The 21,801-nt window shown below is 60.1% G+C and carries 24 protein-coding genes; 10 read left to right on the forward strand and 14 right to left on the reverse strand.

Going from position 1 to position 21,801, the window contains the following annotated elements; all coding sequences use genetic code 11:
• Window positions 1–11 precede the first annotated feature (11 nt).
• Window positions 12–1,073 (reverse strand): LLM class flavin-dependent oxidoreductase, encoded by a 1,062-nt coding sequence (locus tag CFBP4996_RS09910; RefSeq protein WP_080816120.1) that lies wholly within the window; start codon window positions 1,071–1,073, stop codon window positions 12–14.
• A 232-nt stretch (window positions 1,074–1,305) separates the two neighbouring features.
• Between CFBP4996_RS09910 and CFBP4996_RS09915 the strand changes: the two genes are divergently transcribed.
• The 5 genes from CFBP4996_RS09915 to CFBP4996_RS09935 all read left to right on the forward strand — a co-directional run bounded on the left by CFBP4996_RS09915 (window position 1,306) and on the right by CFBP4996_RS09935 (window position 8,251).
• Entirely contained in the window at window positions 1,306–2,082 is a 777-nt protein-coding gene (locus tag CFBP4996_RS09915) for a 3-hydroxybutyrate dehydrogenase (RefSeq protein ID WP_003524233.1), read from the forward strand.
• Window positions 2,083–2,221: 139 nt separating this feature from the next.
• Entirely contained in the window at window positions 2,222–3,691 is a 1,470-nt protein-coding gene (gene xdhA / locus CFBP4996_RS09920) for a xanthine dehydrogenase small subunit (protein WP_080851103.1), read from the forward strand.
• A 194-nt stretch (window positions 3,692–3,885) separates the two neighbouring features.
• Window positions 3,886–6,225, forward strand: a complete 2,340-nt coding sequence (xdhB, locus tag CFBP4996_RS09925; protein WP_162935832.1) for a xanthine dehydrogenase molybdopterin binding subunit — start codon at window positions 3,886–3,888, stop codon at window positions 6,223–6,225.
• Window positions 6,226–6,235: 10 nt separating this feature from the next.
• The gene (gene xdhC / locus CFBP4996_RS09930) at window positions 6,236–7,084 is read left to right on the forward strand and encodes a xanthine dehydrogenase accessory protein XdhC (protein WP_080851101.1); all 849 of its coding nucleotides are present in this window, start codon (window positions 6,236–6,238) and stop codon (window positions 7,082–7,084) included.
• Window positions 7,085–7,321: 237 nt separating this feature from the next.
• The gene (locus CFBP4996_RS09935) at window positions 7,322–8,251 is read left to right on the forward strand and encodes a LysR substrate-binding domain-containing protein (protein WP_080851099.1); all 930 of its coding nucleotides are present in this window, start codon (window positions 7,322–7,324) and stop codon (window positions 8,249–8,251) included.
• On the opposite strand, the gene CFBP4996_RS09940 is transcribed toward CFBP4996_RS09935, so the two are convergent.
• Window positions 8,227–8,565 (reverse strand): hypothetical protein, encoded by a 339-nt coding sequence (locus CFBP4996_RS09940; RefSeq protein ID WP_003524238.1) that lies wholly within the window; start codon window positions 8,563–8,565, stop codon window positions 8,227–8,229. The two genes, CFBP4996_RS09935 and CFBP4996_RS09940, sit on opposite strands and share 25 nt — an antisense overlap.
• A 506-nt stretch (window positions 8,566–9,071) precedes the next feature.
• Between CFBP4996_RS09940 and puuD the strand changes: the two genes are divergently transcribed.
• The 4 genes from puuD (at window position 9,072) to CFBP4996_RS09960 (ending at window position 13,877) form a co-directional block, all read left to right on the forward strand.
• The gene (gene puuD / locus CFBP4996_RS09945; RefSeq protein WP_080851096.1) at window positions 9,072–10,334 is read left to right on the forward strand and encodes a urate hydroxylase PuuD; all 1,263 of its coding nucleotides are present in this window, start codon (window positions 9,072–9,074) and stop codon (window positions 10,332–10,334) included.
• Window positions 10,331–11,641 carry a guanine deaminase gene (gene guaD / locus CFBP4996_RS09950; protein ID WP_080851091.1) on the forward strand — a complete coding sequence of 437 codons (1,311 nt, stop codon included), beginning with the start codon at window positions 10,331–10,333 and terminating at the stop codon, window positions 11,639–11,641. Before puuD ends, guaD begins: the two co-directional genes overlap by 4 nt.
• A gap of 303 nt (window positions 11,642–11,944) precedes the next feature.
• Complete coding sequence (locus CFBP4996_RS09955; protein WP_080851088.1) at window positions 11,945–12,664, forward strand: sulfite exporter TauE/SafE family protein; 720 nt, start codon at window positions 11,945–11,947, stop codon at window positions 12,662–12,664.
• Window positions 12,665–12,743: 79 nt separating this feature from the next.
• A complete protein-coding gene (locus CFBP4996_RS09960; protein WP_162935830.1) occupies window positions 12,744–13,877 on the forward strand; it encodes an alpha-hydroxy acid oxidase in 1,134 nt (377 codons plus the stop codon).
• A gap of 198 nt (window positions 13,878–14,075) precedes the next feature.
• Here the strand turns inward: CFBP4996_RS09960 and CFBP4996_RS09965 are convergent, their stop codons facing one another.
• Window positions 14,076–14,420 carry a DMT family transporter gene (locus CFBP4996_RS09965; protein WP_003524247.1) on the reverse strand — a complete coding sequence of 115 codons (345 nt, stop codon included), beginning with the start codon at window positions 14,418–14,420 and terminating at the stop codon, window positions 14,076–14,078.
• A complete protein-coding gene (locus CFBP4996_RS09970) occupies window positions 14,417–15,001 on the reverse strand; it encodes a TetR/AcrR family transcriptional regulator (RefSeq protein ID WP_080851082.1) in 585 nt (194 codons plus the stop codon). Before CFBP4996_RS09970 ends, CFBP4996_RS09965 begins: the two co-directional genes overlap by 4 nt.
• Window positions 15,002–15,190: 189 nt before the next feature.
• Here CFBP4996_RS09970 and CFBP4996_RS09975 point away from each other — a divergent pair, with 189 nt between their 5' ends.
• Complete coding sequence (locus CFBP4996_RS09975; RefSeq protein ID WP_162935977.1) at window positions 15,191–16,483, forward strand: D-alanyl-D-alanine carboxypeptidase family protein; 1,293 nt, start codon at window positions 15,191–15,193, stop codon at window positions 16,481–16,483.
• 3 nt (window positions 16,484–16,486) lie between these two features.
• Here CFBP4996_RS09975 and CFBP4996_RS09980 read toward each other — a convergent pair whose 3' ends face one another.
• From CFBP4996_RS09980 to CFBP4996_RS10025, 10 genes are all read right to left on the reverse strand, one after another.
• On the reverse strand, window positions 16,487–16,771 hold the full coding sequence (locus CFBP4996_RS09980) for a Txe/YoeB family addiction module toxin (protein ID WP_206696310.1): 285 nt from the start codon (window positions 16,769–16,771) through the stop codon (window positions 16,487–16,489).
• Window positions 16,772–16,822: 51 nt separating this feature from the next.
• Entirely contained in the window at window positions 16,823–17,074 is a 252-nt protein-coding gene (locus CFBP4996_RS09985) for a type II toxin-antitoxin system Phd/YefM family antitoxin (protein WP_035260938.1), read from the reverse strand.
• 52 nt (window positions 17,075–17,126) lie between these two features.
• Window positions 17,127–17,876 carry a metallophosphoesterase family protein gene (locus CFBP4996_RS09990; protein ID WP_080851079.1) on the reverse strand — a complete coding sequence of 250 codons (750 nt, stop codon included), beginning with the start codon at window positions 17,874–17,876 and terminating at the stop codon, window positions 17,127–17,129.
• A gap of 5 nt (window positions 17,877–17,881) precedes the next feature.
• On the reverse strand, window positions 17,882–18,238 hold the full coding sequence (gene uraH, locus CFBP4996_RS09995; protein WP_003524255.1) for a hydroxyisourate hydrolase: 357 nt from the start codon (window positions 18,236–18,238) through the stop codon (window positions 17,882–17,884).
• Window positions 18,235–18,735 carry an ureidoglycolate lyase gene (locus tag CFBP4996_RS10000; protein WP_080851078.1) on the reverse strand — a complete coding sequence of 167 codons (501 nt, stop codon included), beginning with the start codon at window positions 18,733–18,735 and terminating at the stop codon, window positions 18,235–18,237. Before CFBP4996_RS10000 ends, uraH begins: the two co-directional genes overlap by 4 nt.
• A 3-nt stretch (window positions 18,736–18,738) precedes the next feature.
• Complete coding sequence (locus tag CFBP4996_RS10005; RefSeq protein ID WP_059754283.1) at window positions 18,739–19,101, reverse strand: HepT-like ribonuclease domain-containing protein; 363 nt, start codon at window positions 19,099–19,101, stop codon at window positions 18,739–18,741.
• Window positions 19,098–19,391, reverse strand: a complete 294-nt coding sequence (locus CFBP4996_RS10010) for a nucleotidyltransferase family protein (protein ID WP_003509513.1) — start codon at window positions 19,389–19,391, stop codon at window positions 19,098–19,100. Before CFBP4996_RS10010 ends, CFBP4996_RS10005 begins: the two co-directional genes overlap by 4 nt.
• A 53-nt stretch (window positions 19,392–19,444) precedes the next feature.
• On the reverse strand, window positions 19,445–19,942 hold the full coding sequence (gene uraD, locus CFBP4996_RS10015; protein WP_080851077.1) for a 2-oxo-4-hydroxy-4-carboxy-5-ureidoimidazoline decarboxylase: 498 nt from the start codon (window positions 19,940–19,942) through the stop codon (window positions 19,445–19,447).
• Window positions 19,942–20,865: an allantoinase PuuE gene (puuE, locus tag CFBP4996_RS10020; protein WP_003524262.1), complete on the reverse strand. Its 924-nt coding sequence runs from the start codon at window positions 20,863–20,865 to the stop codon at window positions 19,942–19,944. Before puuE ends, uraD begins: the two co-directional genes overlap by 1 nt.
• A gap of 204 nt (window positions 20,866–21,069) precedes the next feature.
• Window positions 21,070–21,777 (reverse strand): DUF1045 domain-containing protein, encoded by a 708-nt coding sequence (locus CFBP4996_RS10025; RefSeq protein ID WP_003524263.1) that lies wholly within the window; start codon window positions 21,775–21,777, stop codon window positions 21,070–21,072.
• Window positions 21,778–21,801: the final 24 nt, after the last annotated feature.

The raw sequence follows: 21,801 nt of genomic DNA on the forward strand, positions 1-21,801 counted from the left end.
CTTGGCAATCATCAGGCCGTGGCTTTCACCGGATCGGCGCTCCCCGTCAATTCTTTTCTGACGATCGGGGCGACTTTCGTACCATAAAGCTCGATGCCGCGCATGATCTGATCGTGCGGCATCAGGCCGATGGCCATCTGCAGCAGGAAGCGGTCATTCCTGAACACGCCATGCGCCTTGATGATCTTTTCCGCCACCAGTTCCGGCTCACCGAGGAAGAGATTGCCCTCCGGCCCGCGTGCGGCGTCGAAATGCGCGCGGTTCGTCGGCCCCCAGCCACGTTCGCGGCCGATGCGGTTCATCACCTCCGCCTGCGGGCCGTAAAACTGGTCCGCCGCCTTGTCGGTGGTGTCGGCAATGAAGCCGTGCACATTGATGCTGGTGCGCAGCTTGGTCTTTTCCTGCCCGGCGCGGCGCGCAGCCTCATGATAGAGATCGAACAGCGGCGCAAAGCGGCGATATTCACCGCCGATGATGGCAAGCGCCACCGGCAGACCCATGGCGCCTGCCCGCGCCACCGATTGCGGCGTGCCGCCAACCGCGATCCACACCGGCAGACGGTCCTGCAGCGGCCGCGGATAAACGCCACGCCCGTTAATGGCGGGATGCTTGGTGCCGGACCAGGTCACGATTTCCTGCTCCCGCAGCGCCAAAAGCAGATCGAGCTTTTCGGCAAAGAGCACGTCGTAATCCTCGAGATCGTAACCGAACAGCGGGTAGGATTCGATGAAGGACCCGCGCCCGGCCATGATCTCGGCGCGGCCGTTCGAGAGAAGATCGACGGTCGAAAACTGCTGGAACACCCGCACCGGATCGTCCGAACTCAAAACCGAAACGGCGCTCGTCAGGCGGATATTCTTCGTCTTCACCGCCGCCGCCGCGAGAACGGTGGAGGGCGAGGAGACGACATAATCCGGACGGTGATGCTCCCCGAGGCCAAAGACATCGAGCCCGACCTGATCGGCAAGCTCGATCTCTTCGATGAGTTCCCGCAGCCGGCGCGCGCCTTCCGGCCCACGGCCATCGGCGGGGTTGGGATTGACATCCGCGAATGTGTAAAGACCGAGTTCCATAGATGATACCTCTGTTTGCTTGTCTCAGAGATAGGGACGGAAGCCTCCGCAGGCAAATGCAGAATCTGGCGCAAAATCTGGATGCTTAGCTTCGGAAAAATGGATGGGCGCGGCCCGTTTCACCGCGCAACCGTGCTCCCCTTAAATGGCGCCCGAAATGGCGATTGCCAGCCCGCCCCCTTTGGGCATACCTTGCTTAAACATGTGCGAAGTAATGCAAAAAGGGGAAAGCATGCATCGGACAGTTATCGTGACGGGCTCTACAAGCGGTATCGGCCTTGCGATTGCGCAGCGATTTGCGCGGGAGGGCGCCAATATTGTGCTGAACGGTTTCGGCGATGAGGACGAGATCGAAAAATTGCGCCTTTTGCTGGAAGCGGAAAGCGGCGGGCGCGTGCTTTATCACCCCGCGGATATGACGAAACCGGATGAGATCGCCGATCTCATTCAATCCTCGCACGAAAAACTCGGTTCGGTGGATGTGCTCGTCAACAATGCCGGCATCCAGCATATCGCACCCATCGAGGAATTTCCGCCGGAGAAATGGGACTGGATCATCGCCATCAATCTGACCAGTTCCTTCCATACCATGCGCGCTGCGATACCGCTGATGAAGAAGGCCGGTAAAGGCCGTATCATCAACATCGCATCCGCCCACGGTCTCGTCGCCTCGCCGTTCAAATCGGCCTATGTGGCGGCCAAGCACGGCATCATGGGACTGACGAAGACGGCAGCGCTCGAACTTGCGCAGACCGGGGTTACTGTTAACGCCATCTGTCCGGGTTATGTGCTCACCCCGCTTGTCGAAAAGCAGATACCGGAAATGGCGAAGGTGCGCGGCATCAGCGAAGAGGCGGTGAAGAACGACGTGATGCTGGAGCTGCAGGCGACCAAGCAGTTCGTCACCGTCGATGACGTCGCCGCCGCCGCACTGTTTCTGGCAAGCGATGCCGCAAGCAACATCACCGGCACCCATATTTCCGTTGATGGCGGCTGGACGGCGCAATAATTGCCGAATTTTCTTTCCGTTTTGGAAACAATGAATTGCCAAAACGGAAATCGATATACGCCTGCGGGCGTGCATATGATGCGCAGGGACAATGACAAGAAACCGGCTCGGCAGCCGGTCAAAAAAAGCAGGGCATTGCATGAACGACGCGATCAGCTTCATCCTCAACAGCGAAACCATCTCGCTGAAGGATTTCGGACCGACAGACACGCTTCTCGATTATCTCCGCATCAGCAAGCGGTTGACCGGGACCAAGGAAGGTTGCGCCGAAGGCGACTGTGGCGCCTGCACGGTGCTGGTCGGGCGGCTGCTGGATGGCTCGCTGCGTTATGAAAGCGTCAATGCCTGCATCCGCTTTTTAGGTTCGCTGCACGGCACCCATATCGTGACGGTCGAGCATCTGGCCGCGCGCGACGGTACGCTGCACCCCGTGCAGCAGGCGATGGTGGATTTCCACGGCTCGCAATGCGGTTTCTGCACGCCGGGCTTCATCATGTCGCTTTACGGCCTCTGGCTTGCCAGTGAAAATCCCGGCCGCGCCGACATCGAAAAAGCGCTGCAAGGCAATCTCTGTCGATGCACGGGTTATGAGCCGATCGTGCGCGCCGCCGAAAAAATCGCCGCTGCCCGCCCGAGCGCCCTCTTCGACCCGCTGCAACGGGACCGCACCGATATCATGGCAAGGCTCTGGGCGATCCGCGCCAATGAGACGATCATCGTCACCCAAGGCGAGGACCGCACCATCATTCCGGCGACACTGGCCGAACTGACCGAGATTTACGCTGCTGAACCAAAGGCAACCATCGTTGCTGGCTCCACCGATGTCGGCCTGTGGGTGACGAAGCAGATGCGGGCGCTGAACCCGGTGATCTTCATCAACAATCTCGGGGATCTGCAAACCATCGCCGTGGATGAGGACGGCGTGACACTCGGCGCCGGCGTCACCTACAGCCAGGCCTTCAAGACCATTGCGGAACACTTCCCGCCGCTTGCCCGGCTGTTCGACCGCCTCGGCGGCGAGCAGGTGCGCAATATGGGCACCATCGGCGGCAATATCGCCAACGGTTCGCCCATCGGCGATACGCCGCCGGCGCTGATCGCACTCGGCGCGACGCTGACCCTGCGCTCCTCCTCCGGCAACCGCAGCCTGCCGCTGGAAAGCTATTTCATCGATTACGGCAAACAGGACCGGCTAAGCGGCGAATTCGTCGAAAAGCTCTTCATTCCGTTCCGGAAGCCGGAAAGCCTCTATGCCGTCTACAAGATTTCCAAACGGCGCGACGAGGATATTTCCGCGCTCTGCGGCGCCTTCAACCTGACGCTCGATGCCGACGGCGCGGTCGAAGACATCCGCATCGCCTTCGGTGGCATGGCCGGCACGCCCAAACGCGCCGCGCATCTGGAGGCGGCGCTTCTCGGCAAGCCCTGGCGCCAAGAAACGATCGATGCGGCGCGCGATGTGCTGGACGAGGACTTTACCCCGCTGACCGACTGGCGGGCGACTGCCGAATATCGGCAACTGACGGCCAAGAACCTGCTGACGCGGTTTTTCCTCGAGACTTCGGGGCAAAAACAGGAACTCAGCCGTTTCTCGCTGGAGGAGGCGTGATGATGGCGATGGCGACACCCGCACCCTCCCTCATTCCTGTGCTTGTCACAGGAATCCAGCCGACGCGCGTCTGCGCGGCGAAAGACTCTTTTCAGCCCAAAGACTTGGGCTGGCTGGATTCCTGTGACAAGCACAGGAATGAGGGACTATTATCGCTGTCATGTGCCGTAATTCACCAAGGAGGAGCTTGAACCATGGACACCACAAGCTTCGACAAGACCAAAACCGAAATCGACGGCCCGATGCACGCTTCGCTCCGGCACGATTCCGCCCATAAGCATGTGACCGGCAGCGCCGAATATATCGACGATATTCCCGAACCCGCCGGACTGATCCACGGCGCTCTCGGCCTTGCTGACCGGGCACATGCCGAAATCGTCTCGATGGACCTCTCGGAAGTCGAAAAAACACCCGGCGTGCTCTGGGTCATGGTTGCCAAGGACGTGCCCGGCGAAAACGACATCTCTTCCGGCGGCCGTCACGACGAGCCGCTGCTTGCCGAAACCAAGGTGGAATTCCACGGCCAGCCGATCTTCGCGGTTTTTGCCGAAACCCGCGATATCGCCAGAAAGGCGGCCCGCAAGGCGAAGATCACCTATAAGGACCTGCCGCATTTCACCGATATCGACACGGCGATTGAAAATGGCGGCGCGCTGGTCATCGATCCGATGACACTCAAGCGTGGCGATGCCAAGCTGGAAATGGATGTCGCGCCCCGCCGTCTCACCGGCACCATGCGGATCGGCGGACAGGAGCATTTTTATCTCGAAAGTCACATCGCCATGGCCGTGCCGGGCGAGGATGACGAGGTAACGCTGTGGAGCTCCACCCAGCATCCGAGCGAAATCCAGCACATTGTCAGCCATATGCTACAGGTGCCGTCCAATGCCGTTACGGTGCAGGTGCGCCGCATGGGCGGCGGTTTCGGCGGCAAGGAAACGCAGGGCAACCAGTTCGCCGCCCTCTGCGCCATCGCCGCCAAGAAGCTGAACCGGGCCGTGAAAATCCGCCCCGACCGCGACGAGGACATGACGGCCACCGGCAAACGCCACGATTTCCGCGTCGATTACGAGTTGGGTTTCGATGAGGAAGGCCGTATCCACGCCGTCGACGCCACCTATGCTGCGCGCTGCGGTTTTTCCTCCGATTTGTCCGGCCCGGTCACGGACCGCGCCCTGTTCCACGCCGATTCCAGCTATTTCTATCCGCATGTGCACCTCACCTCGCGGCCGCTGAAAACCCACACCGTCTCCAACACCGCCTTTCGCGGTTTCGGCGGCCCGCAGGGCATGCTCGGCGCGGAACGTTTCATCGAGGAAATCGCCTATGCGGTGGGCAAGGACCCACTCGATATCCGCAAGCTGAATTTCTACGGCGAGACCGGCTCTGGCCGCACCACGACGCCCTATCATCAGGAGGTCGAGGACAACATCATCGCCCGCATCGTCGAGGAGCTGGAAACCTCCAGCGACTATCGCGCGCGACGCGAGGCGATCATCGAGTTCAACAAAACGAGCCCGATCATCCGCAAGGGCATCGCGCTCACCCCCGTCAAATTCGGCATCTCCTTCACCATGACCGCCTTCAATCAGGCGGGCGCGCTGGTGCATATCTACAATGACGGCTCCATCCACCTGAACCATGGCGGCACCGAAATGGGCCAGGGCCTTTATACCAAGGTGGCGCAGGTGGTGGCCGATGCCTTCCAGGTGGATATCGGCCGGGTGAAAATTACCGCAACGACCACAGGCAAGGTGCCGAACACTTCGGCCACCGCCGCCTCCTCCGGTACGGACCTTAACGGCATGGCGGCCTATGACGCCGCCCGCCAGATCCGCGAAAGGCTTGTCAAATTCGCCGCCGAGAACTGGAACGTGCCGGAAGAGGAAGTCGTCTTCCTGCCGAACCGGGTGCGCATCGGCCTTGAGGAAATCGCCTTCAATGATTTCATCAAAAAGGCCTATTTCGCCCGCGTGCAGCTTTCCGCCGCCGGTTTTTACAAGACGCCGAAAATCCACTGGGACCGCGCCGCCGGCCGTGGCACGCCGTTTTATTATTTCGCCTATGGCGCGGCCTGCTCGGAAGTGTCGATCGATACGCTGACCGGCGAATATATGATGGAACGCACCGATATCCTCCACGATGTCGGCAAGTCGCTGAACCCGGCCATCGATATCGGTCAGGTGGAAGGCGCCTTCGTGCAGGGCATGGGCTGGCTGACGACGGAAGAATTGTGGTGGGATGGCAAGGGCCGGCTGCGCACCCATGCTCCCTCCACTTACAAGATCCCGCTCGCCTCCGACCGGCCGAAGAATTTCAACGTCAAGCTGGCGGAATGGGCGGAAAATGCCGAACCCACCATTGGCCGCTCCAAGGCCGTGGGCGAACCGCCCTTCATGCTGGCGATCTCGGTTCTCGAAGCCCTCTCCATGGCCGTCGCCTCCGTCGCCGACTACAAGGTCTGCCCGCGCCTCGATGCACCGGCAACGCCCGAACGGGTTCTGATGGCGGTGGAACGGCTGAAGAAGGTGTGAGGGGAGACCCATGACTTCCCTCTCCAGCTTCCTCACGCAATATCCAGCCACGATCCTCGTGGAAATCGAGGCCGTGAAAGGGTCCTCCCCGCGTGAGGCCGGAACCTTCATGCTGGTCTCGCAAGACGGCCTGTGGGAAACCATTGGCGGCGGGCAGTTCGAATATATGGCCATAGACCACGCCCGAGCCATGCTGCGGAGCGGTGCTACCGAAGACCGCATGGATATTCCGCTGGGCCCGGAAATCGGCCAGTGCTGCGGCGGCCGCACCCTGCTCCGGTTCCGGCTGATAACCGCGGAAATCACGGCAGCGCTGGAAGCGAGAGTGAAGGGCGAGGCCGAGCAGCAGCCGGCCGTCTTCATTTTCGGGGCGGGCCATGTCGGCAAGGCGCTGGCCGAGGCGCTGTCCCTCCTGCCCTTGACCCTGACAATCGTGGAAACGCGGGAAAACGAGCTGCACGATCTTCCAGTGAAGATCGCATCCGTGCTGACCCCCATGCCGGAGGCGCTCGTCGCGAAAATCCCGGCAAACGGGGCGGCCATCATCGTCACCCACGATCACGCGCTCGATTTCCTCATCGCGAAGGAAGCGCTCGCCCGCGACGATCTCGCCTATGTCGGCATGATCGGCTCGAAGACCAAACGCGCCACCTTCGCCCATTGGCTGGAGCGGGAGGGAGAGCCCATGTCCCGCCTTGCAAAGCTCATCCTGCCCATCGGCGGCAACAGCGTCAGGGACAAGCGGCCTGCGATCATAGCGGCCCTTGTGGCAGCCGAGTTGTTGCAAGCATTTTCCGCTGCCGAAATCCGTCGCAGCGAAAATCGACACGGCCATCCTCAAGGCCAAGATCACGCCTGAGCCCGTCCGGCAGGCTTTCATCCGCCAGATTGTCCGGTGCGAGGCTTTCAAGGGTAAACCGTTCCGCTGTCCGCAGGCCCGCACGCAGGCGGGACCACGCGCGCAAGAGTGCTGTGCGCATGTTCGTCTCCATTCAAAAATGTCAGAAGCTCAGTTGATGAATTGAGCTAAAAATGCTCTGTTTTCCGGAGAAAAACCAATGAAACCTTCGGCAATTGGCATAAAGAGAACTTATCCATGAAAATGTCCCGCCAGTTTCCCCTGAACGCCCTGCGGGTGTTCGAAGCTGCCGCAAGGCATCTGAGCTTCACCAAGGCCGGCGAAGAGCTGGGCATGACGCAGACGGCGGTGAGCTATCAGGTGAAGCTGCTGGAGGAGAATATCGGCGAGCCGCTCTTCATCAGAAAGGCGCGGCAGGTCTCGCTGACCGAGGCCGGGCAGAAACTCGCGCCGAAAGTCGCGGAAGCCTTCAACAATCTGCGGGAGGCCGTGGACAATGTGCGCGACACGTCCGACGCGACCCTGACAATCCATTCCACCGCTACCTTCGCCTCACGCTGGCTTTCGCGGCATCTGGGTGCTTTCCAGCTCGAACATCCCTCGATTGCCGTGCGGCTCGACACATCAAGCGCATTGATCGATTTTTCCCAGTCGGACTGCGATGTCGCCATTCGCTGGAGCAAAGATAACGGCAAAGGGCTGATCTATCATCAACTGCTGCGCGGCGTTTATACGCCGATGCTGCATCCGGGCCTTGCCGACAGCATCGGCGGATTGCACAAGCCGGAAGACCTGCTGCGCCTGCGCATCATCGATCCCGGCGATATCTGGTGGAGCCAATGGTTTCGGGAAGTGGGTGTTGAAAATCCCGGCCTCGACCGTTATCCCCGCAGCCGCCTCAATGTGCAGGCCTTCGAAGCCGCCGCCGCAATTGCCAGCCAGGGGGTGGCCATGCTCACCCCTGAGCTCTATGCCGATGAGATTGCGCTCGGCCGCCTTTATCAACCCTTCGAGCACCTCAGCAGCGAAGGCAAGAACTATTGGCTGGTCTACCCCGAAAACCGCCGGAACATTCGCAAGATCAGGCTGTTCCGCGACTGGATATTGAAGCGGATCGAGGAAAGCCGGCCGCAGCAACTGCCTCAAAACCCCATGTCCGGCGCATAAAAACAGCGCGGCGTGTCCTCATCCGGAAACAGACAGAGATGATATTCGCCGTCCTCGGATCGTCTTGCCTCGCGCTGCGACCAGTTGAAGACATGGCGTCGGGTGACCATGCGGTGATCGCCGGGTGCGAGCGAGACCTCGTAACCGTCAGGCGTGACACGAACACTGCGCGTGGGAATCATCTGGCAGTCGCCGGTTTCGGCGTCGCCATTGCAGCAATAGCTTTCATATTTGAACCCCTTGTGGGATTCATGGGCAAGCGCGGTGGCGCTGAACGCCAGAGATAAGAAGAGGACCGTCAGAACAAGGCGCATCGGCATGGTCTCCGTTGAAACAACGGCGGCTGCCGGAAGATCATTGCGTCCCTTTATTCAAATTTCACATCAACACCCACCCGGACACAACGGCACCGGGAACTGCGATACCTGCCCCCTGATCTGCCCCCACCCAGGGTTCGCAGCGCCCGCTTTCGGAAGAACCGCCAGCGAAACATGTCATGGAAGCCCTGCGCATCGGCGTAAAACCGGAATGGATTTCCGGCAAGGCGCCCCGCAGGACTCCGCAGCCTTATATTTTAGCACATCGGCAGACTGCACAAAGGATAATAGCTGAGTCGCGTTAGCCAGCTAAGCACAAACTATGCGACAGGAATGAGCGGCTGCAACTTTACCGGGCCAACCCACATACACGGGCGAACTCAACTGAGATTGCGGACACAAAGGCGTCAGATTGTGAACAATCGCCGCCTGCCCTCTGCTTTTCCCTTTCCTAAAGGTCAAATTTCTCGCAAGGTGCGCTGCACAAGGATCAGGGGAACCGCATGTACGAATATGCCATTGCGTGGGAATGGATGGCCTTTGCCGTCCGCTGGCTCCACGTCATCACCGCCATCGCCTGGATCGGCTCATCCTTCTATTTCATCGCGCTCGATCTCGGGCTGGTCAAACGGCCGCATCTGCCGCCGGGGGCCTATGGCGAGGAATGGCAGGTGCATGGCGGCGGCTTTTATCACATCCAGAAATATCTGGTTGCGCCTGCCCAGATGCCCGAGCACCTGACATGGTTCAAATGGGAAAGCTACGTCACCTGGCTGTCCGGCTTCGCCATGCTCTGCATCGTTTATTATGGCGGCGCGGATCTCTTCCTCATCGATCATTCCGTGCTGGCGCTCACCCAGTTCCAGGCCATCTGTCTGTCGCTCGCTTCGCTTGCCATCGGCTGGCTGTTTTACGATTTCCTCTGCAAATCGCCGTTCGGCAACAATACCTGGGGCCTGATGATCGTGCTCTATGTCGCGCTGGTGGCGATGGCATGGGGTTATACGCAGGTCTTCACCGGCCGCGCCGCCTTCCTGCATCTCGGTGCATTCACCGCCACCATCATGTCGGCGAATGTGTTTTTCATCATCATCCCCAACCAGAAGATCGTCGTGGCCGACCTGATCGCCGGGCGCACGCCGGACCCGAAATATGGCCGCATCGCCAAGCAGCGCTCGCTGCACAACAACTATCTGACGCTGCCCGTCATCTTCTTCATGCTGTCGAACCATTATCCGCTGGCCTTTGCCACGCAGTTTAACTGGATCATCGCCGCACTCGTCTTCCTGATGGGCGTCACCATCCGCCACTGGTTCAACACCACCCATGCCCGCAAGGGCAAGCCGACATGGACCTGGCTGCTGACCGCGCTGATCTTCATCGTCATCATGTGGCTTTCCACCGTGCCGAAGGTGCTGACCGGCGAAGAAGAACAGAAAGCGGCGACACTTTCGCCGATGCAGCAGCAATTCGTTGCCGACGCCCATTTCGCCAAGGCGCGCGATGTGGTTCAGGGCCGCTGCTCCATGTGCCATGCGGCCGAGCCGGTGTGGGAAGGCGTGCCCTTCACGCCAAAATCGGTGAAGCTCGAAACCGACGAGCAGATCGCCGCCCATGCTCGTGAAATCTATTTGCAAGCCGGCCGCAGCCATGCCATGCCTCCCGGCAACATCACCGCCATCACCCCGGATGAGCGCAAGCTGCTGACCGCCTGGTATGAAAGCGCGGTTTCCGGGGCAGGAAAAGCCGAAGGAAAGACTGAATGAGCATGGTTCTGCTGCGTGGCCGCCTGCTGAGCTTCCGCCGCGCGCCGCTCGCAATCGACGATACGCAAAGTTATCTCTATATCGAAGACGGTGGCCTGCTGATCGAAGACGGCAAGATCGCTGCCATCGGCGACTACGCCGATATCCGCAAGCAAGCCCCCGAAGACCTCGAGGAAAAGGATCACCGCCCGCACCTCATCGTGCCGGGCCTGATCGACATGCACCTGCATTTCCCGCAGATGCAGGTCATCGGCTCCTATGCCGCCAACCTGCTGGAATGGCTGAACACCTATACTTTCCCGGAAGAATGCCGTTTCGTCGAAAGCGCCCATGCCCAGCGCATCGCCACGCATTTCTACGACGAGCTTCTGCGCCACGGCACCACCACGGCCGCCGCCTATTGCTCCGTGCACAAGACCTCCGCCGACGCCTTTTTTACTGAGGCCATGAAGCGCAACATGCTGATGGTGGGCGGCAAGGTGATGATGGACCGCAACGCCCCGCAGGGCCTGCTGGACACGCCGGAAACCTCCTATGACGAGACGCGCCAGGTCATCGCCGACTGGCACGGCAAGGGCCGCAACCACGTCGCCATCACCCCCCGCTTCGCCATCACCTCCACCCCGAAGCAGATGGAAGCCGCCCAGGCGCTGGCGCAGGAATTTCCCGATCTCTTCATCCAGACGCATCTCTCGGAAAATCTGAACGAGATCAAATATACCTGTGAGCTTTACCCGGAAGCGACCGACTATACCGATATCTATGTGCGCTACGGACTGATGGGAAAAAAGACCCTGCTCGGCCACGCCATCCACCTCTCCGAGCGCGAGGCGGACGTACTCTCGGAAACCGGCGCGGTGGCCGTGCATTGCCCCACCTCGAACCTCTTCATCGGCTCCGGCCTGTTCCCAATGAAAAAACTGCAGCGGCGTGAAAAGCCGGTGCGCATCGCGGTTGCGACCGACATCGGCGGCGGATCGAGCTATTCCATGCTGCGCACCATGGACGAGGCCTACAAGATCCAGCAATTGCTGGGCGAGCGCCTCAACCCGCTGGAAAGCTGGTATCTGATGACCCGCGGCAATGCCGAGGCCCTCTCGATGGTCGACCGCATCGGCACGCTGGAGGCCGGCACGGACGCGGACATCACCGTGCTGAACGCTTCCTCCACCCCCGCCATGGCGCTGAAGATGGAAGTGGTGAACAGCCTGACGGAAGAACTCTTCCTGATGCTCACCATGGGCGACGATCGCACGGTGGTTGAGACCTATGTGGCCGGCAGGGCGATGAAGAGCACGCTTGCATAGTTCGGCTGCGGCCGAAACATTTGCTCATGGCCTCATGTATCAGTGGCCTATCAAATCGAGCGGGTGCCGCTTGTTTCTTCTCCCCGCCGGGGAGAAGTCCGCGGCAGCGGGATGAGGGGGCCAGCTCTCGATTTATCACCGACGTTGCCCCCTCATCCGACCCTTCGGGCCACCTTCTCCCCGGCGGGGAGAAGAAACCGTGTCGCACCCGCTCGCTTCAAATGACTGGCTGGCATCACCCGGCCGAAATGCGAATGACCTCTGGAGTGCCCGGTGCCGAACTTAGACACAACCACCCTGCTCATGATCCTCGCGACCTTCATCGTTGCCGGCATCGTCAAGGGCGTGACCGGCATGGGGCTGCCCACTGTCGCCATGGGCGTGCTCGGCCTCTTCATGCCCCCGGTCATTGCCGCAGGGCTGCTCATCCTGCCCTCCTTCATCACCAATATCTGGCAATTGCTGGCGGGGCCTGATTTTCGGGCCATCGTGAAGCGGCTGTGGCCGATGATGATCGCCATCGCGGTCGGCACACTCATCGGCATCCGGCTGATGACGGCGGGCACCGGCGTCTGGGCCACCTCGGCACTCGGCCTGTGCCTTGCGGCTTACGCAGCCTACAGCCTGCTTGCCAGACCGGTCTCGATTCCGGCAAGGCTGGAACCAAAACTCTCTCCCGTCATGGGACTGATAACGGGCCTTTTGACCGGCGGCACCGGAATTTTCGTCGTGCCCGCCGTGCCCTATATCCAGTCGCTCGGTTTCAACCGCAACGATCTCGTGCAAGCGCTCGGCCTTTCCTTCACCGTTTCGACCATTGCGCTTGCCGCAGGCCTTGCCTATCAGAACGCCTTCCGCGTCGAGCACCTGTCGGTTTCCGCACTCGCCGTGCTGCCCGCGCTTCTCGGCATGTGGCTCGGCCAGAAGATCCGTAACATCGTCAGCCCGGCAACATTCCGGCGCTGGTTCCTCATCTGCCTGCTTTTATTGGGAGCCGAGCTGTTTTTGCGGGCTTTCTGGTGATCACCCCCGTCGATTTTAATGTCGCAGCCGTCCCATTCATGTTATGTGAAGCCATCATTCAAATGTGAAGGCTTTATCCATGGGCAAAATCCTGACCATAGCGGACCTGAAGCAACAGGCTCAGCGCCGTGTGCCAAAAATGTTTTTCGACTACGCCGATAGCGGCGCATGGACGGAAGGCACCTACCGCGCCAATGAGGATGATTTTGCAAAGATAAAGCTGCGCCAGCGCGTGCTGGTGGATATGACCGACCGGTCGCTTGCCACCGAAATGGTCGGCGAGAAGGTTTCGATGCCGGTAGCCCTCTCCCCCACCGGACTGACCGGCATGCAACACGCCGATGGCGAAATGCTGGCCGCCAAAGCAGCCGAAGAATTCGGCGTGCCTTTCACGCTCTCCACCATGAGCATCTGCTCCATCGAGGATGTCGCTTCCGTCACCTCGAAACCCTTCTGGTTCCAGCTTTACGTGATGAAGGATCGGGACTTCGTCAACAATCTCATCGACCGCGCCAAGGCCGCCGGCTGCTCGGCGCTGGTGCTGACGCTCGACCTGCAAATTCTCGGCCAACGCCACAAGGATCTGCGCAACGGCCTCTCCGCACCGCCGAAATTCACCCCGAAACATATCTGGCAGATGGCGACCCGGCCGAAATGGTGCATGGACATGGCTCGCACCAAGCGCCGCAGCTTCGGCAACATCGTCGGCCACGCCAAGAATGTCTCCGACCTCTCCTCGCTCTCTTCCTGGACGGCGGAGCAGTTCGATCCGCGCCTGTCGTGGAAGGATGTCGAATGGATCAAGCAGCGCTGGGGCGGCAAGCTCATCCTCAAGGGCATCCTTGACGAGGAAGATGCACGCGCCTCGCTCGATACCGGCGCTGACGCCATCATCGTCTCCAACCATGGCGGCCGCCAGCTCGACGGCGCGCATTCCTCGATCGCCATGCTGCCGAAGATCGTCGATGCCGTCGGCGACAGGGTCGAGGTGCACATGGATGGCGGCATCCGCTCCGGTCAGGACGTGCTGAAGGCCGTCGCACTCGGCGCTAAAGGCACCTATATCGGCCGCCCCTTCCTTTATGGCCTCGGTGCCGATGGCAAGCAGGGCGTGACGACGGCGCTGGAGATCATCCGCAAGGAGATGGATGTCAGCATGGCGCTTTGCGGCAAGCGGCTGATTACGGATGTGGACCGCAGCGTTCTGGCTTGATGGTGACGCTGTAGCAGGTGAGGTGATGCCTCAGAGCCGGCGTCTCAGAAAGTCCCGTACGCTGCCTCCCTCATCCCTGTGCTTGTCACAGGGATCCAGCCAGCCCAAGTCCTTGGGCTGAAATGACTCCTTCCGTCGCGCAGACGCGCGCCGGCTGGATTCCTGTGACAGGCACAGGAATGAGGTGGAGATGCCCTATCAATGCCCCACCGTCTTCGAAAACACGTTGACGATCACCACCCCCGTCACGATAAACCCGAGACCAACCACGGCGGCGATATCCAGCGCCTGGCGGAACACGAAATAACCGATACCGGAAATCAGCACGATGCCGAGCCCGCTCCAGATCGCATAGGCCACGCCGACCGGCAGCGCCCGCAGCGTGAACGACAGCAGATAAAAGGCCGCACCGTAAAACAGCGCCATCAGCACCGTCGGCAACAGCCGGGTGAACTGCTGCGACTGCTGCAGGAACGAGGTGGCGATGACCTCGCAGACAATGGCCGCGACGAGCGCCCCGTAGGTGAAGATTGCCGCGTTCATTGTTCCATTTCCTTTTTCGTCTGCGCGATCATCCGGGCTCTGAGAGCCGCCCTGTCGCCACCTGCCCTGCCGTCATCGGCCAGAAGATCGGCAAACCAGATACCGTCCGCCGCAAGCCTTACGAGTTCCAATACCACCCCCTCATCCGTTTCCTTATGACGGATGAGACGCCCTTCGAACCAGCTGGTCCACATGCGCCTGAGCGACGGTTCACCGACCATCGACACCGATAACGCCGCCCATTGCCTGCCTGATTCCCGGTCGCGATCGGCGAAAACCGCGTTCACATAGGCCCTCGTGAAGCATCCGTAAGCTTCACAATCCTGTGAGATGAGCGCATCGATTTCCGCGTCCAGCGCCGAAAGAAGGTCCGCCATCACTGCCTCCAGCAAAGCCTGCTTGGAAGCGAAATGATGAAACAACCCGCCCTTCGTCACCCCGGCGGCATCCGCCACCGCCTGCACGGAAAGTGCTGCAACACCCTGTTCGGCAGCGAGTTTCGCCGCGCAATCGAGAAGACTGCGGCGCACGATCTCAGGCTGCTTTTTACGTTCATGTGCATTTTTCATGTTTCGGAACATACCGGACGGTTGGTTTCTTTGCAAGGAAATTGTGAGGGCTGCCGCCAGCTTGAAATTCATACTTAATTAAGCATGAAAGCGATCTCTAAAGTTTTAGCGGTTTTGTTGCCGGAAAGTGTCAGTAAAACTTCGCTCATCGCGGCGGCCGAACAAAAGGGGTGGATTATGTCGGGAACGATCAAACGGGGAATGGCGGGCGCATGGGTCTTCGCACTCGCCTTCTTTTGCGCGATCCTCTCATTGCAGGTATCGCCTGCCCAGGCCGGTTACGCCCATTTCATCATGGACGCCAATACCGGCAAGGTTCTGGCCGCGCGCAATGCCGATGTGCTGAACCACCCCGCTTCGCTCACCAAGATGATGACGCTCTACATGACCTTCGAGGCGCTGCATGCTGGCCGGCTTCGCTGGGACCAGAAGATAAAGATGTCCAAGAACGGTGCGGCCGTTATCCCCTCGAAGCTTTATGTGCGCCAGGGGCAGACCTTCACCGTGCGCGAGGCGGTCTACGGCATGATCGTCAAATCCGCCAATGACATGGCGGAAGGCATGGGCGATCATCTCGGCGGCTCCGAGGCTAGGTTCGCCGAGATGATGACCCGCAAGGCCCGCCAGCTCGGCATGACGAAAACGGTCTTCCGCAACGCTTCCGGCCTGCCCAGCAAATCGCAGGTGACGACGGCGCGCGACATGGCGAAACTCGGCCTGGCGCTGCAGCGCGACTTTCCCAAGGAATACGACCTCTTCGCCATGGAATCCTTCAGTTTCCGGGGAAAACGCATTCGTGGCCATAACAATCTGATGTATCGCTATCAGGGCATGGACGGCATCAAGACCGGTTATACCAATGCTTCCGGCTTCAATCTCGTCAGCGCTGTCAATCACAATGGCCGCCGCGTCGTCGGTGTCGTGCTGGGCGGCAAGACCGCGCGCAGCCGCGATGCGCAGATGGCCGCCCTTCTCGACAAGGCCGTGCCGCAGGCATCGAGAAGCCGCAACACCGAACAGCTCGTCGCCAGCGCCAATGTCAGCCGCACCTTTGCTGTGACGCCCGCAGCCGCGCCCACCGCTTCAGTACCCCCCGCCTCTGTACCATTGCCGATGTTCGCCGAACGCCGCCAGGATCCGGTCGCCATGCAGATCGCCACGGCGAATAACCAGATGGCCGACATGATGCAGGTTTCGGCCATCCCGCGGCCGGCCCCCGCTGCCGTCTCCGCCGGCCAGAGAAGCCGCTGGGAAGTGCAGATCGCCGCCACCGACAGCGAAGCCGCCGCCCGCACGCTGCTCGCCAATGCCCGCTCCAACATCGCCGGAAATTATGCCGGGATCGCTCCCTATACCGAAGCCGTGCAAAGCGGATCGGCAACCCTCTACCGCGCCCGTTTCACCGGCTTCGAAGACCAGTCTTCGGCGGTTTCCGCCTGCAAGGAACTGAAGGCGCAATCTTATTCCTGCGTGGTGATGACCAGCGAGGGGTGAGGATCAGTAGTGGAAACGGCATTGGTGAATAATCAGAACCGTCTTTTCCGCTTCGCCGCGCAACTCGTAGACAAGCCGATGCTCCTGCGAAATCCTGCGTGACCATAGACCCTTCAACTGAAAACGCAGTGGCTCAGGTTTTCCGATCCCCTCAAATGGATGCCGTCGACAATCCTTGATGAGTTCATTGATGCGTTCGAGCATCTTGCGATCATATTGCTGCCAGTGAAGATAGTCTTCCCAGCCCTGATGGCTCCAGCCGAGAGCAATCGCGCCCTTTTGCTGCATGAGAGTTTCTCCTGATGGAAGCTCGCACTCATGCGCGATGGGTTTGAAAAATCAGTCGATAAGATCATGGCTTTCGAAAGTACCCGCGTCCACATCGGACATCGACTTTCTAAGTCTGGCGAAATTCTCCGGCGACGAGCAGAGATGCAAGGTTTCCATCAAGCCTTCATACTCGTCCTTATCGATAAGAACGGCGGACGGCTTGTCGCGGCGCACGATTTCCACAGTCACCCGGTCCTGCGACACTTCATCCAGAAGCGATGCAAGGGATTCGCGTGCTTTTGAAAACATAACGGTACGCATGGATGAACCCCGATGAAAGTTGTACAATAAATAGTACAACTCCCTAGGCAATTCAAGCCCGTTTGCCAAGCCAACCGCCCGCCAGCGCATCGGAGAGACGAGGCATGCCGTTGACCTTCGCCATCTCGGCCATGGCCATATTGTCGTAACGGATGTTGCGGAAATAGACCTGCCAGCCGCGCCCGGTCTCTTCCAGCACGGCATAGGTGGCAAGCGGATGACCCGCCTCGACGTGATGGTCGAAAGGCGTGTCGTCCTTCCAGCCGGGGCAGCCGACGCTGCCGGGATTGACGATCAGCCGGCCATCGGAAAGCTGCACGGTGCGGGGAATATGGGTGTGGCCACATAGCATCAGCGGCTGCGTGATGCCTTCCGCCATGGCTTCGATTTCGGCCAGCGGCCGCAATTTCAGAACGCCTTCCGGTGACAGCGTTTCCAGCCAATATTCCAGATCGTCACGCGGCGAGCCATGGCAGCAATAGGCGACATCCTTGAACACCATGCTGAACGGCAGGGTTTGCAGCCAGTCCAGATGGGCGGCGCTCAGCTGCGCATGCGCCGGCCTTTCCCAGCTTCCCATCTCCTCCGGGGCACGGTCGATCAGTTCCCGATCATGATTGCCGCGGATGCTGGGAATCCAGTTGCTAACAAGCACGTCGCCGGTAAACCCCGCTTCCAGCGGGCCGCTGAAACAATCGCCGAGATTGACGATGTCCTTGATGCCAAGCCTCACGATATCCTCCAGCACGGCTTCGAGCGCGGCGCAGTTTCCGTGAATATCGGCAATGGCGGCAAAGATCATGGCAATCAGCTTCCTCGATAGGTGGAGTAACTATAGGGCGAAAGCAGAAGCGGCACATGGTAATGGCCGCTCTCATCGGCAATGCCGAAGCGGATCGGGATAATATCGAGAAAGGCCGGCTCCGGCAGCGCCACACCCTTGCCGCGCAGATAATCGCCGGCATGGAAAACCAGCTCGTATTGACCCACCTTGAAACTGTCGCCGGCGAGCAGAGGCCCGCCGTCGACACGGCCGTCGCTATTGGTCTGCACCGTTTTCAGCTTCTCGCGGCGATCGCCGGAGAGCCGGTAAAGCTCAATCGTCAACCCTTCGGCGGGCGTGCCCTGGGCGGCATCGAGGACATGGGTGGTCAAACCGGTCATGGCTTGGGCTCCGCGATCATATAGGGCTTATCGAAAAAATACTCTTCCAGATTGTTACCCGGCCCATCGCGGTCGGCAACCAGAAAATCCGAAACCGCCTGCAACGGCATCAGCGGATAATGCCAGACATTGCGGCGGTAATTCACGCCCTGATCGCCCCGCGCCAGAAACACCTGCGGCCGGCCGGGCCGGCCGCCATCGTCATCGGCGACGACCACGAGGAAGGGTCGGCCGGAAAGCGGCGAAAAACTCTGGCTGCCGAGCGGATGCCGCTCCATCATCTCGATTTGATGCGGAAAGGCGCGCGGCTGCCCGCGGAAAATATTGAGGATGACACGCGCCCCCTCACCCGCCGCTTCCGGTGCTGCGAGCGCATGGTGCCGCTCGGTCTGGCCGCCATTGATATGCCGCATGGAAGAGGATGTCGTTTCGATCACATCGCCGAAGGATGCGAACGCCTCTTTGGTGAGAGGTTTTATGTCGAGAAAATCAGTCAAATGTCATTCACCTTGGGCATGCCAGTTTCGGAGGAGGGAGAGTTTGTCCAGAAGGTCCGGTATGGCCGTCTGTGTCGTATCCCAGACCGTTTCCAGATTGATGCTCATATAACCATGCGCGATCCTGTTTCGCATTCCGCGCATCTTGACCCACGGAATATCGGGAAAATCCGCCACGAAAGCGGGGAACTCTTCCATTATCCGCGCGGTCGTTTCGCCGATAATCAGAAGGTTCATCGCGACCGCCCGTTGGCGGACGAGATCAGCCAAAAATTCATCCTTCGTTTTCAGTCGAACGAAGTCGATGGTTTCCGAAGCAACTTGCCTGATATCCTGAAGATAAACGTGCAGCCGCTCGACGCTCATACAGGCTTCGCTTCCTGCAGAACCTTCACACGGACGCGCTCGGGAAAGTCCCCCGGCGTCAACAGATGAATTTCTGTGCCGCGCATGATGGCCGATAGCTCTTCCAACAGGCCGCCCAGGTCGAACAAGGTCGCCCCCGGCAGCGCATCCACCAGAATGTCGAGATCGCTGTCCGGCCGGTCCTCGCCGCGGGCGACGGAGCCGAACACGCGCGGGTTTGCCGCGTTGAAGCGTTTCGTCGCTTCGCGGATCGCTTCCCTGTTCTTTTCCAGCACCTCGGAAGGTCTCATGATCTTCATCTCCAGACGGCACGATTCTAGCAGAACGGCCACCACTCGCCAATTCAGCCTTCCGGCAGTATCGAGGAAAGGCGAAGCCAGGCGATCTTTTCCACCTGCGCCGTCGCCGTCTCAAACTCTTCGGCTGCACCGTTACCGATGCGCGTCTCGAAGGCAGCTAGAATATCGTGCCTGTTCAGCCCCTTGACCGCGATGATGAAAGGAAAGCCGAATTTTTCGGTATAGGCGCCATTCAACGCGGTAAAACGGGCGTGCTCTTCCGGGGTAAGACGGTCCAGCCCCGCACCGGCCTGTTCGTTGCGGCTGTCGACCGTCAACTCGCCCGCAATCGCCAGCTTGCCGGCAAGATCGGGATGCGCCCGCAATACGCCGAGCCTTTCCGCCTCGGAAGTGGCGCGAAACTGCGCGCTAAGCGCGGCGTGAACCGCCTTCGCCGTCAGTTCCAGGCCGGCTCCACCAGCATCATAGGCTCGCTCGGCGATGAAAGGCGAATGTTCGAACACGCCGCCGAAACGGGTGACAAAGTCCTCACGCGTCACCATCAAAGCACCTCCGGCTTATGATGTTCATGCCAGTGACGGGCAATCTCGATGCGCTGCGGGATCCACACTTTCTCATGGCCGAGCACATATTCGATGAAACGGCGAAGGGCTGCGGCGCGGCCGGGACGGCCGACAAGGCGGCAATGCAGGCCGACGCTCATCATCTTCGGCGCGCCCTCGACACCTTCCTGATAAAGCACGTCGAAAGCATCCTTCAGATAGGTGAAGAACTGGTCGCCGGAATTGAAGCCCTGCGGCGTGGCGAAACGCATATCGTTGGTTTCGAGCGTATAGGGAATGATCAGGAAAGGCTCGTCCTTCGCACCCTTCACCCAATAGGGCAGATCGTCGGCATAGGAATCCGACGAATAGAGGAAACCGCCCTCTTCCATGACAAGGCGCAGCGTATTGTCAGAAGGCTTGCCCTGATACATGCCGTAAGGACGCTCGCCGGTAACCTCCGTGTGCAGGCGCACGGCTTCGACTATATGCTTGCGTTCTTCCTCTTCGGAAAAATCCTTGTACTCCAGCCAGCGATAACCGTGGCTGGCGATTTCCCAGCCCGCTTCCTTCATCGCCGCAACGGCTTCCGGGTTACGGGCCATGGCGGCGGTCACGCCATAAACGGTGGTGGTAACGCCAAGGCCGGTGAACATGCGCCACAGCCGCCAGAAGCCGGCGCGCGAGCCATATTCATAGATCGATTCCATGTTCAGGTTGCGCTGGCCGGGCCAGGGCTGGGCGCCGACGATTTCCGACAGCAGCGATTCCGACGCCTTGTCATTGTCGAGAATGCAGCTCTCACCACCCTCCTCGTAATTGATGACGAATTGCACGGCGATGCGCGCGCCGCCCGGCCATTTCGGATCGGGAACATTGCGGCCATAGCCCACCAGATTGCGGGAGTAATTTTCGGAAATCATGCAGCCACCCAGAACATCTCTCCCAAGGCGGAAACCGATTTCGGGAGACATAAAACAGACCTCCGAAGCGCGATGACCCGGAAGGGGCGCAACAGACGCTTCAGATATGCGATATCCGAACGGTAGCATCCGCATCCGGAATGTCGAGATCAATCTTGCCGACATTCCGATGCTTTTTTGTATACGATTGCGCCAGCGCTCTCTTCAGGCGATCTTTCGGGCGGAAACGCGACCCATGGGGTGAAGCGAATGTACCCGGAAAGGCGCGCCCGGTTCATCCTCGATAAAAAGCGCAAGGCTGGAAAACTGCAGGGACCGGGTGAGCAGCGGCTCGAAAACCTTGCGCACGGCCCGCTCTATCCTCTGGCTGCTGGAAGCTTCCACACCGCCGGTCAGCGACATCTGGAACCGGAACTCATCCATCACATGCGGGCTGCCCCAGCGATGCAGATTGGTGAGCTGCGAGGCCGAAAGCCGGTCCGGATCCGCGCGCTCGATTTCCGCGTCGGAGAGCGGCGCCCGGTAACGGTCGAATTCCTGCACCACGCGGGCGGCAAAAAAATGCAGCACTTCGCAGGGGCGCTCGGGAACGAGGCTGAAGACATTCTCCTGCCTTGCCACCACCAGTTGCGGTAGCGTGAAGGGCTCCTGCCTGCCGGAAAAATACATCAGGTCGCGCAGAAGCGCGGCCTCGGAATGGCCCTCCGCAAGACGGAAGGGAGCCTTGATCGTGCCATGGAAACCGTAACGGCGCGGCAGCGCCGTATGGTAGGAAATCTCCTGCATGCCGAGATCGATCATGCCCGGCGGCTCCACCGCCTGACCGGAATAGGCATCGCGCCCCAACCACGCGGCGGCCGCCTGCGTCAGGGGGTCATTGGGGGAAGGCGTGAAATGAATGGCGTATCGCATGCGCTGTCACCTCGCCGCAAAAGC

This window comes from Agrobacterium leguminum (assembly GCF_005144435.2).
GTDB lineage: Bacteria > Pseudomonadota > Alphaproteobacteria > Rhizobiales > Rhizobiaceae > Agrobacterium > Agrobacterium leguminum.

Excerpts from the sequence above, each read along its gene's own strand:
- CFBP4996_RS09910 (WP_080816120.1), bottom strand. The coding sequence starts at position 1,073 with ATGGAACTCGGTCTTTACACATTCGCGGATGTCAATCCCAACCCCGCC.
- CFBP4996_RS10005 (WP_059754283.1), bottom strand. The coding sequence starts at position 19,101 with ATGAGCGTCGAGCGGCTGCACGTTTATCTTCAGGATATCAGGCAAGTT.
- puuD (WP_080851096.1), top strand. The coding sequence starts at position 9,072 with ATGTACGAATATGCCATTGCGTGGGAATGGATGGCCTTTGCCGTCCGC.
- guaD (WP_080851091.1), top strand. The coding sequence starts at position 10,331 with ATGAGCATGGTTCTGCTGCGTGGCCGCCTGCTGAGCTTCCGCCGCGCG.
- uraD (WP_080851077.1), bottom strand. The coding sequence starts at position 19,942 with ATGGTGACGCGTGAGGACTTTGTCACCCGTTTCGGCGGCGTGTTCGAA.
- uraH (WP_003524255.1), bottom strand. The coding sequence starts at position 18,238 with ATGACCGGTTTGACCACCCATGTCCTCGATGCCGCCCAGGGCACGCCC.
- CFBP4996_RS09955 (WP_080851088.1), top strand. The coding sequence starts at position 11,945 with ATGATCCTCGCGACCTTCATCGTTGCCGGCATCGTCAAGGGCGTGACC.
- CFBP4996_RS09975 (WP_162935977.1), top strand. The coding sequence starts at position 15,191 with ATGGCGGGCGCATGGGTCTTCGCACTCGCCTTCTTTTGCGCGATCCTC.
- CFBP4996_RS09980 (WP_206696310.1), bottom strand. The coding sequence starts at position 16,771 with ATGCAGCAAAAGGGCGCGATTGCTCTCGGCTGGAGCCATCAGGGCTGG.
- xdhA (WP_080851103.1), top strand. The coding sequence starts at position 2,222 with ATGAACGACGCGATCAGCTTCATCCTCAACAGCGAAACCATCTCGCTG.
- CFBP4996_RS09935 (WP_080851099.1), top strand. The coding sequence starts at position 7,322 with ATGAAAATGTCCCGCCAGTTTCCCCTGAACGCCCTGCGGGTGTTCGAA.
- CFBP4996_RS09970 (WP_080851082.1), bottom strand. The coding sequence starts at position 15,001 with ATGTTCCGAAACATGAAAAATGCACATGAACGTAAAAAGCAGCCTGAG.
- xdhB (WP_162935832.1), top strand. The coding sequence starts at position 3,886 with ATGGACACCACAAGCTTCGACAAGACCAAAACCGAAATCGACGGCCCG.
- CFBP4996_RS09990 (WP_080851079.1), bottom strand. The coding sequence starts at position 17,876 with ATGATCTTTGCCGCCATTGCCGATATTCACGGAAACTGCGCCGCGCTC.
- CFBP4996_RS09965 (WP_003524247.1), bottom strand. The coding sequence starts at position 14,420 with ATGAACGCGGCAATCTTCACCTACGGGGCGCTCGTCGCGGCCATTGTC.
- CFBP4996_RS09985 (WP_035260938.1), bottom strand. The coding sequence starts at position 17,074 with ATGCGTACCGTTATGTTTTCAAAAGCACGCGAATCCCTTGCATCGCTT.
- CFBP4996_RS09960 (WP_162935830.1), top strand. The coding sequence starts at position 12,744 with ATGGGCAAAATCCTGACCATAGCGGACCTGAAGCAACAGGCTCAGCGC.
- xdhC (WP_080851101.1), top strand. The coding sequence starts at position 6,236 with ATGACTTCCCTCTCCAGCTTCCTCACGCAATATCCAGCCACGATCCTC.
- CFBP4996_RS09940 (WP_003524238.1), bottom strand. The coding sequence starts at position 8,565 with ATGCGCCTTGTTCTGACGGTCCTCTTCTTATCTCTGGCGTTCAGCGCC.
- puuE (WP_003524262.1), bottom strand. The coding sequence starts at position 20,865 with ATGATTTCCGAAAATTACTCCCGCAATCTGGTGGGCTATGGCCGCAAT.
- CFBP4996_RS09915 (WP_003524233.1), top strand. The coding sequence starts at position 1,306 with ATGCATCGGACAGTTATCGTGACGGGCTCTACAAGCGGTATCGGCCTT.
- CFBP4996_RS10025 (WP_003524263.1), bottom strand. The coding sequence starts at position 21,777 with ATGCGATACGCCATTCATTTCACGCCTTCCCCCAATGACCCCCTGACG.
- CFBP4996_RS10010 (WP_003509513.1), bottom strand. The coding sequence starts at position 19,391 with ATGAGACCTTCCGAGGTGCTGGAAAAGAACAGGGAAGCGATCCGCGAA.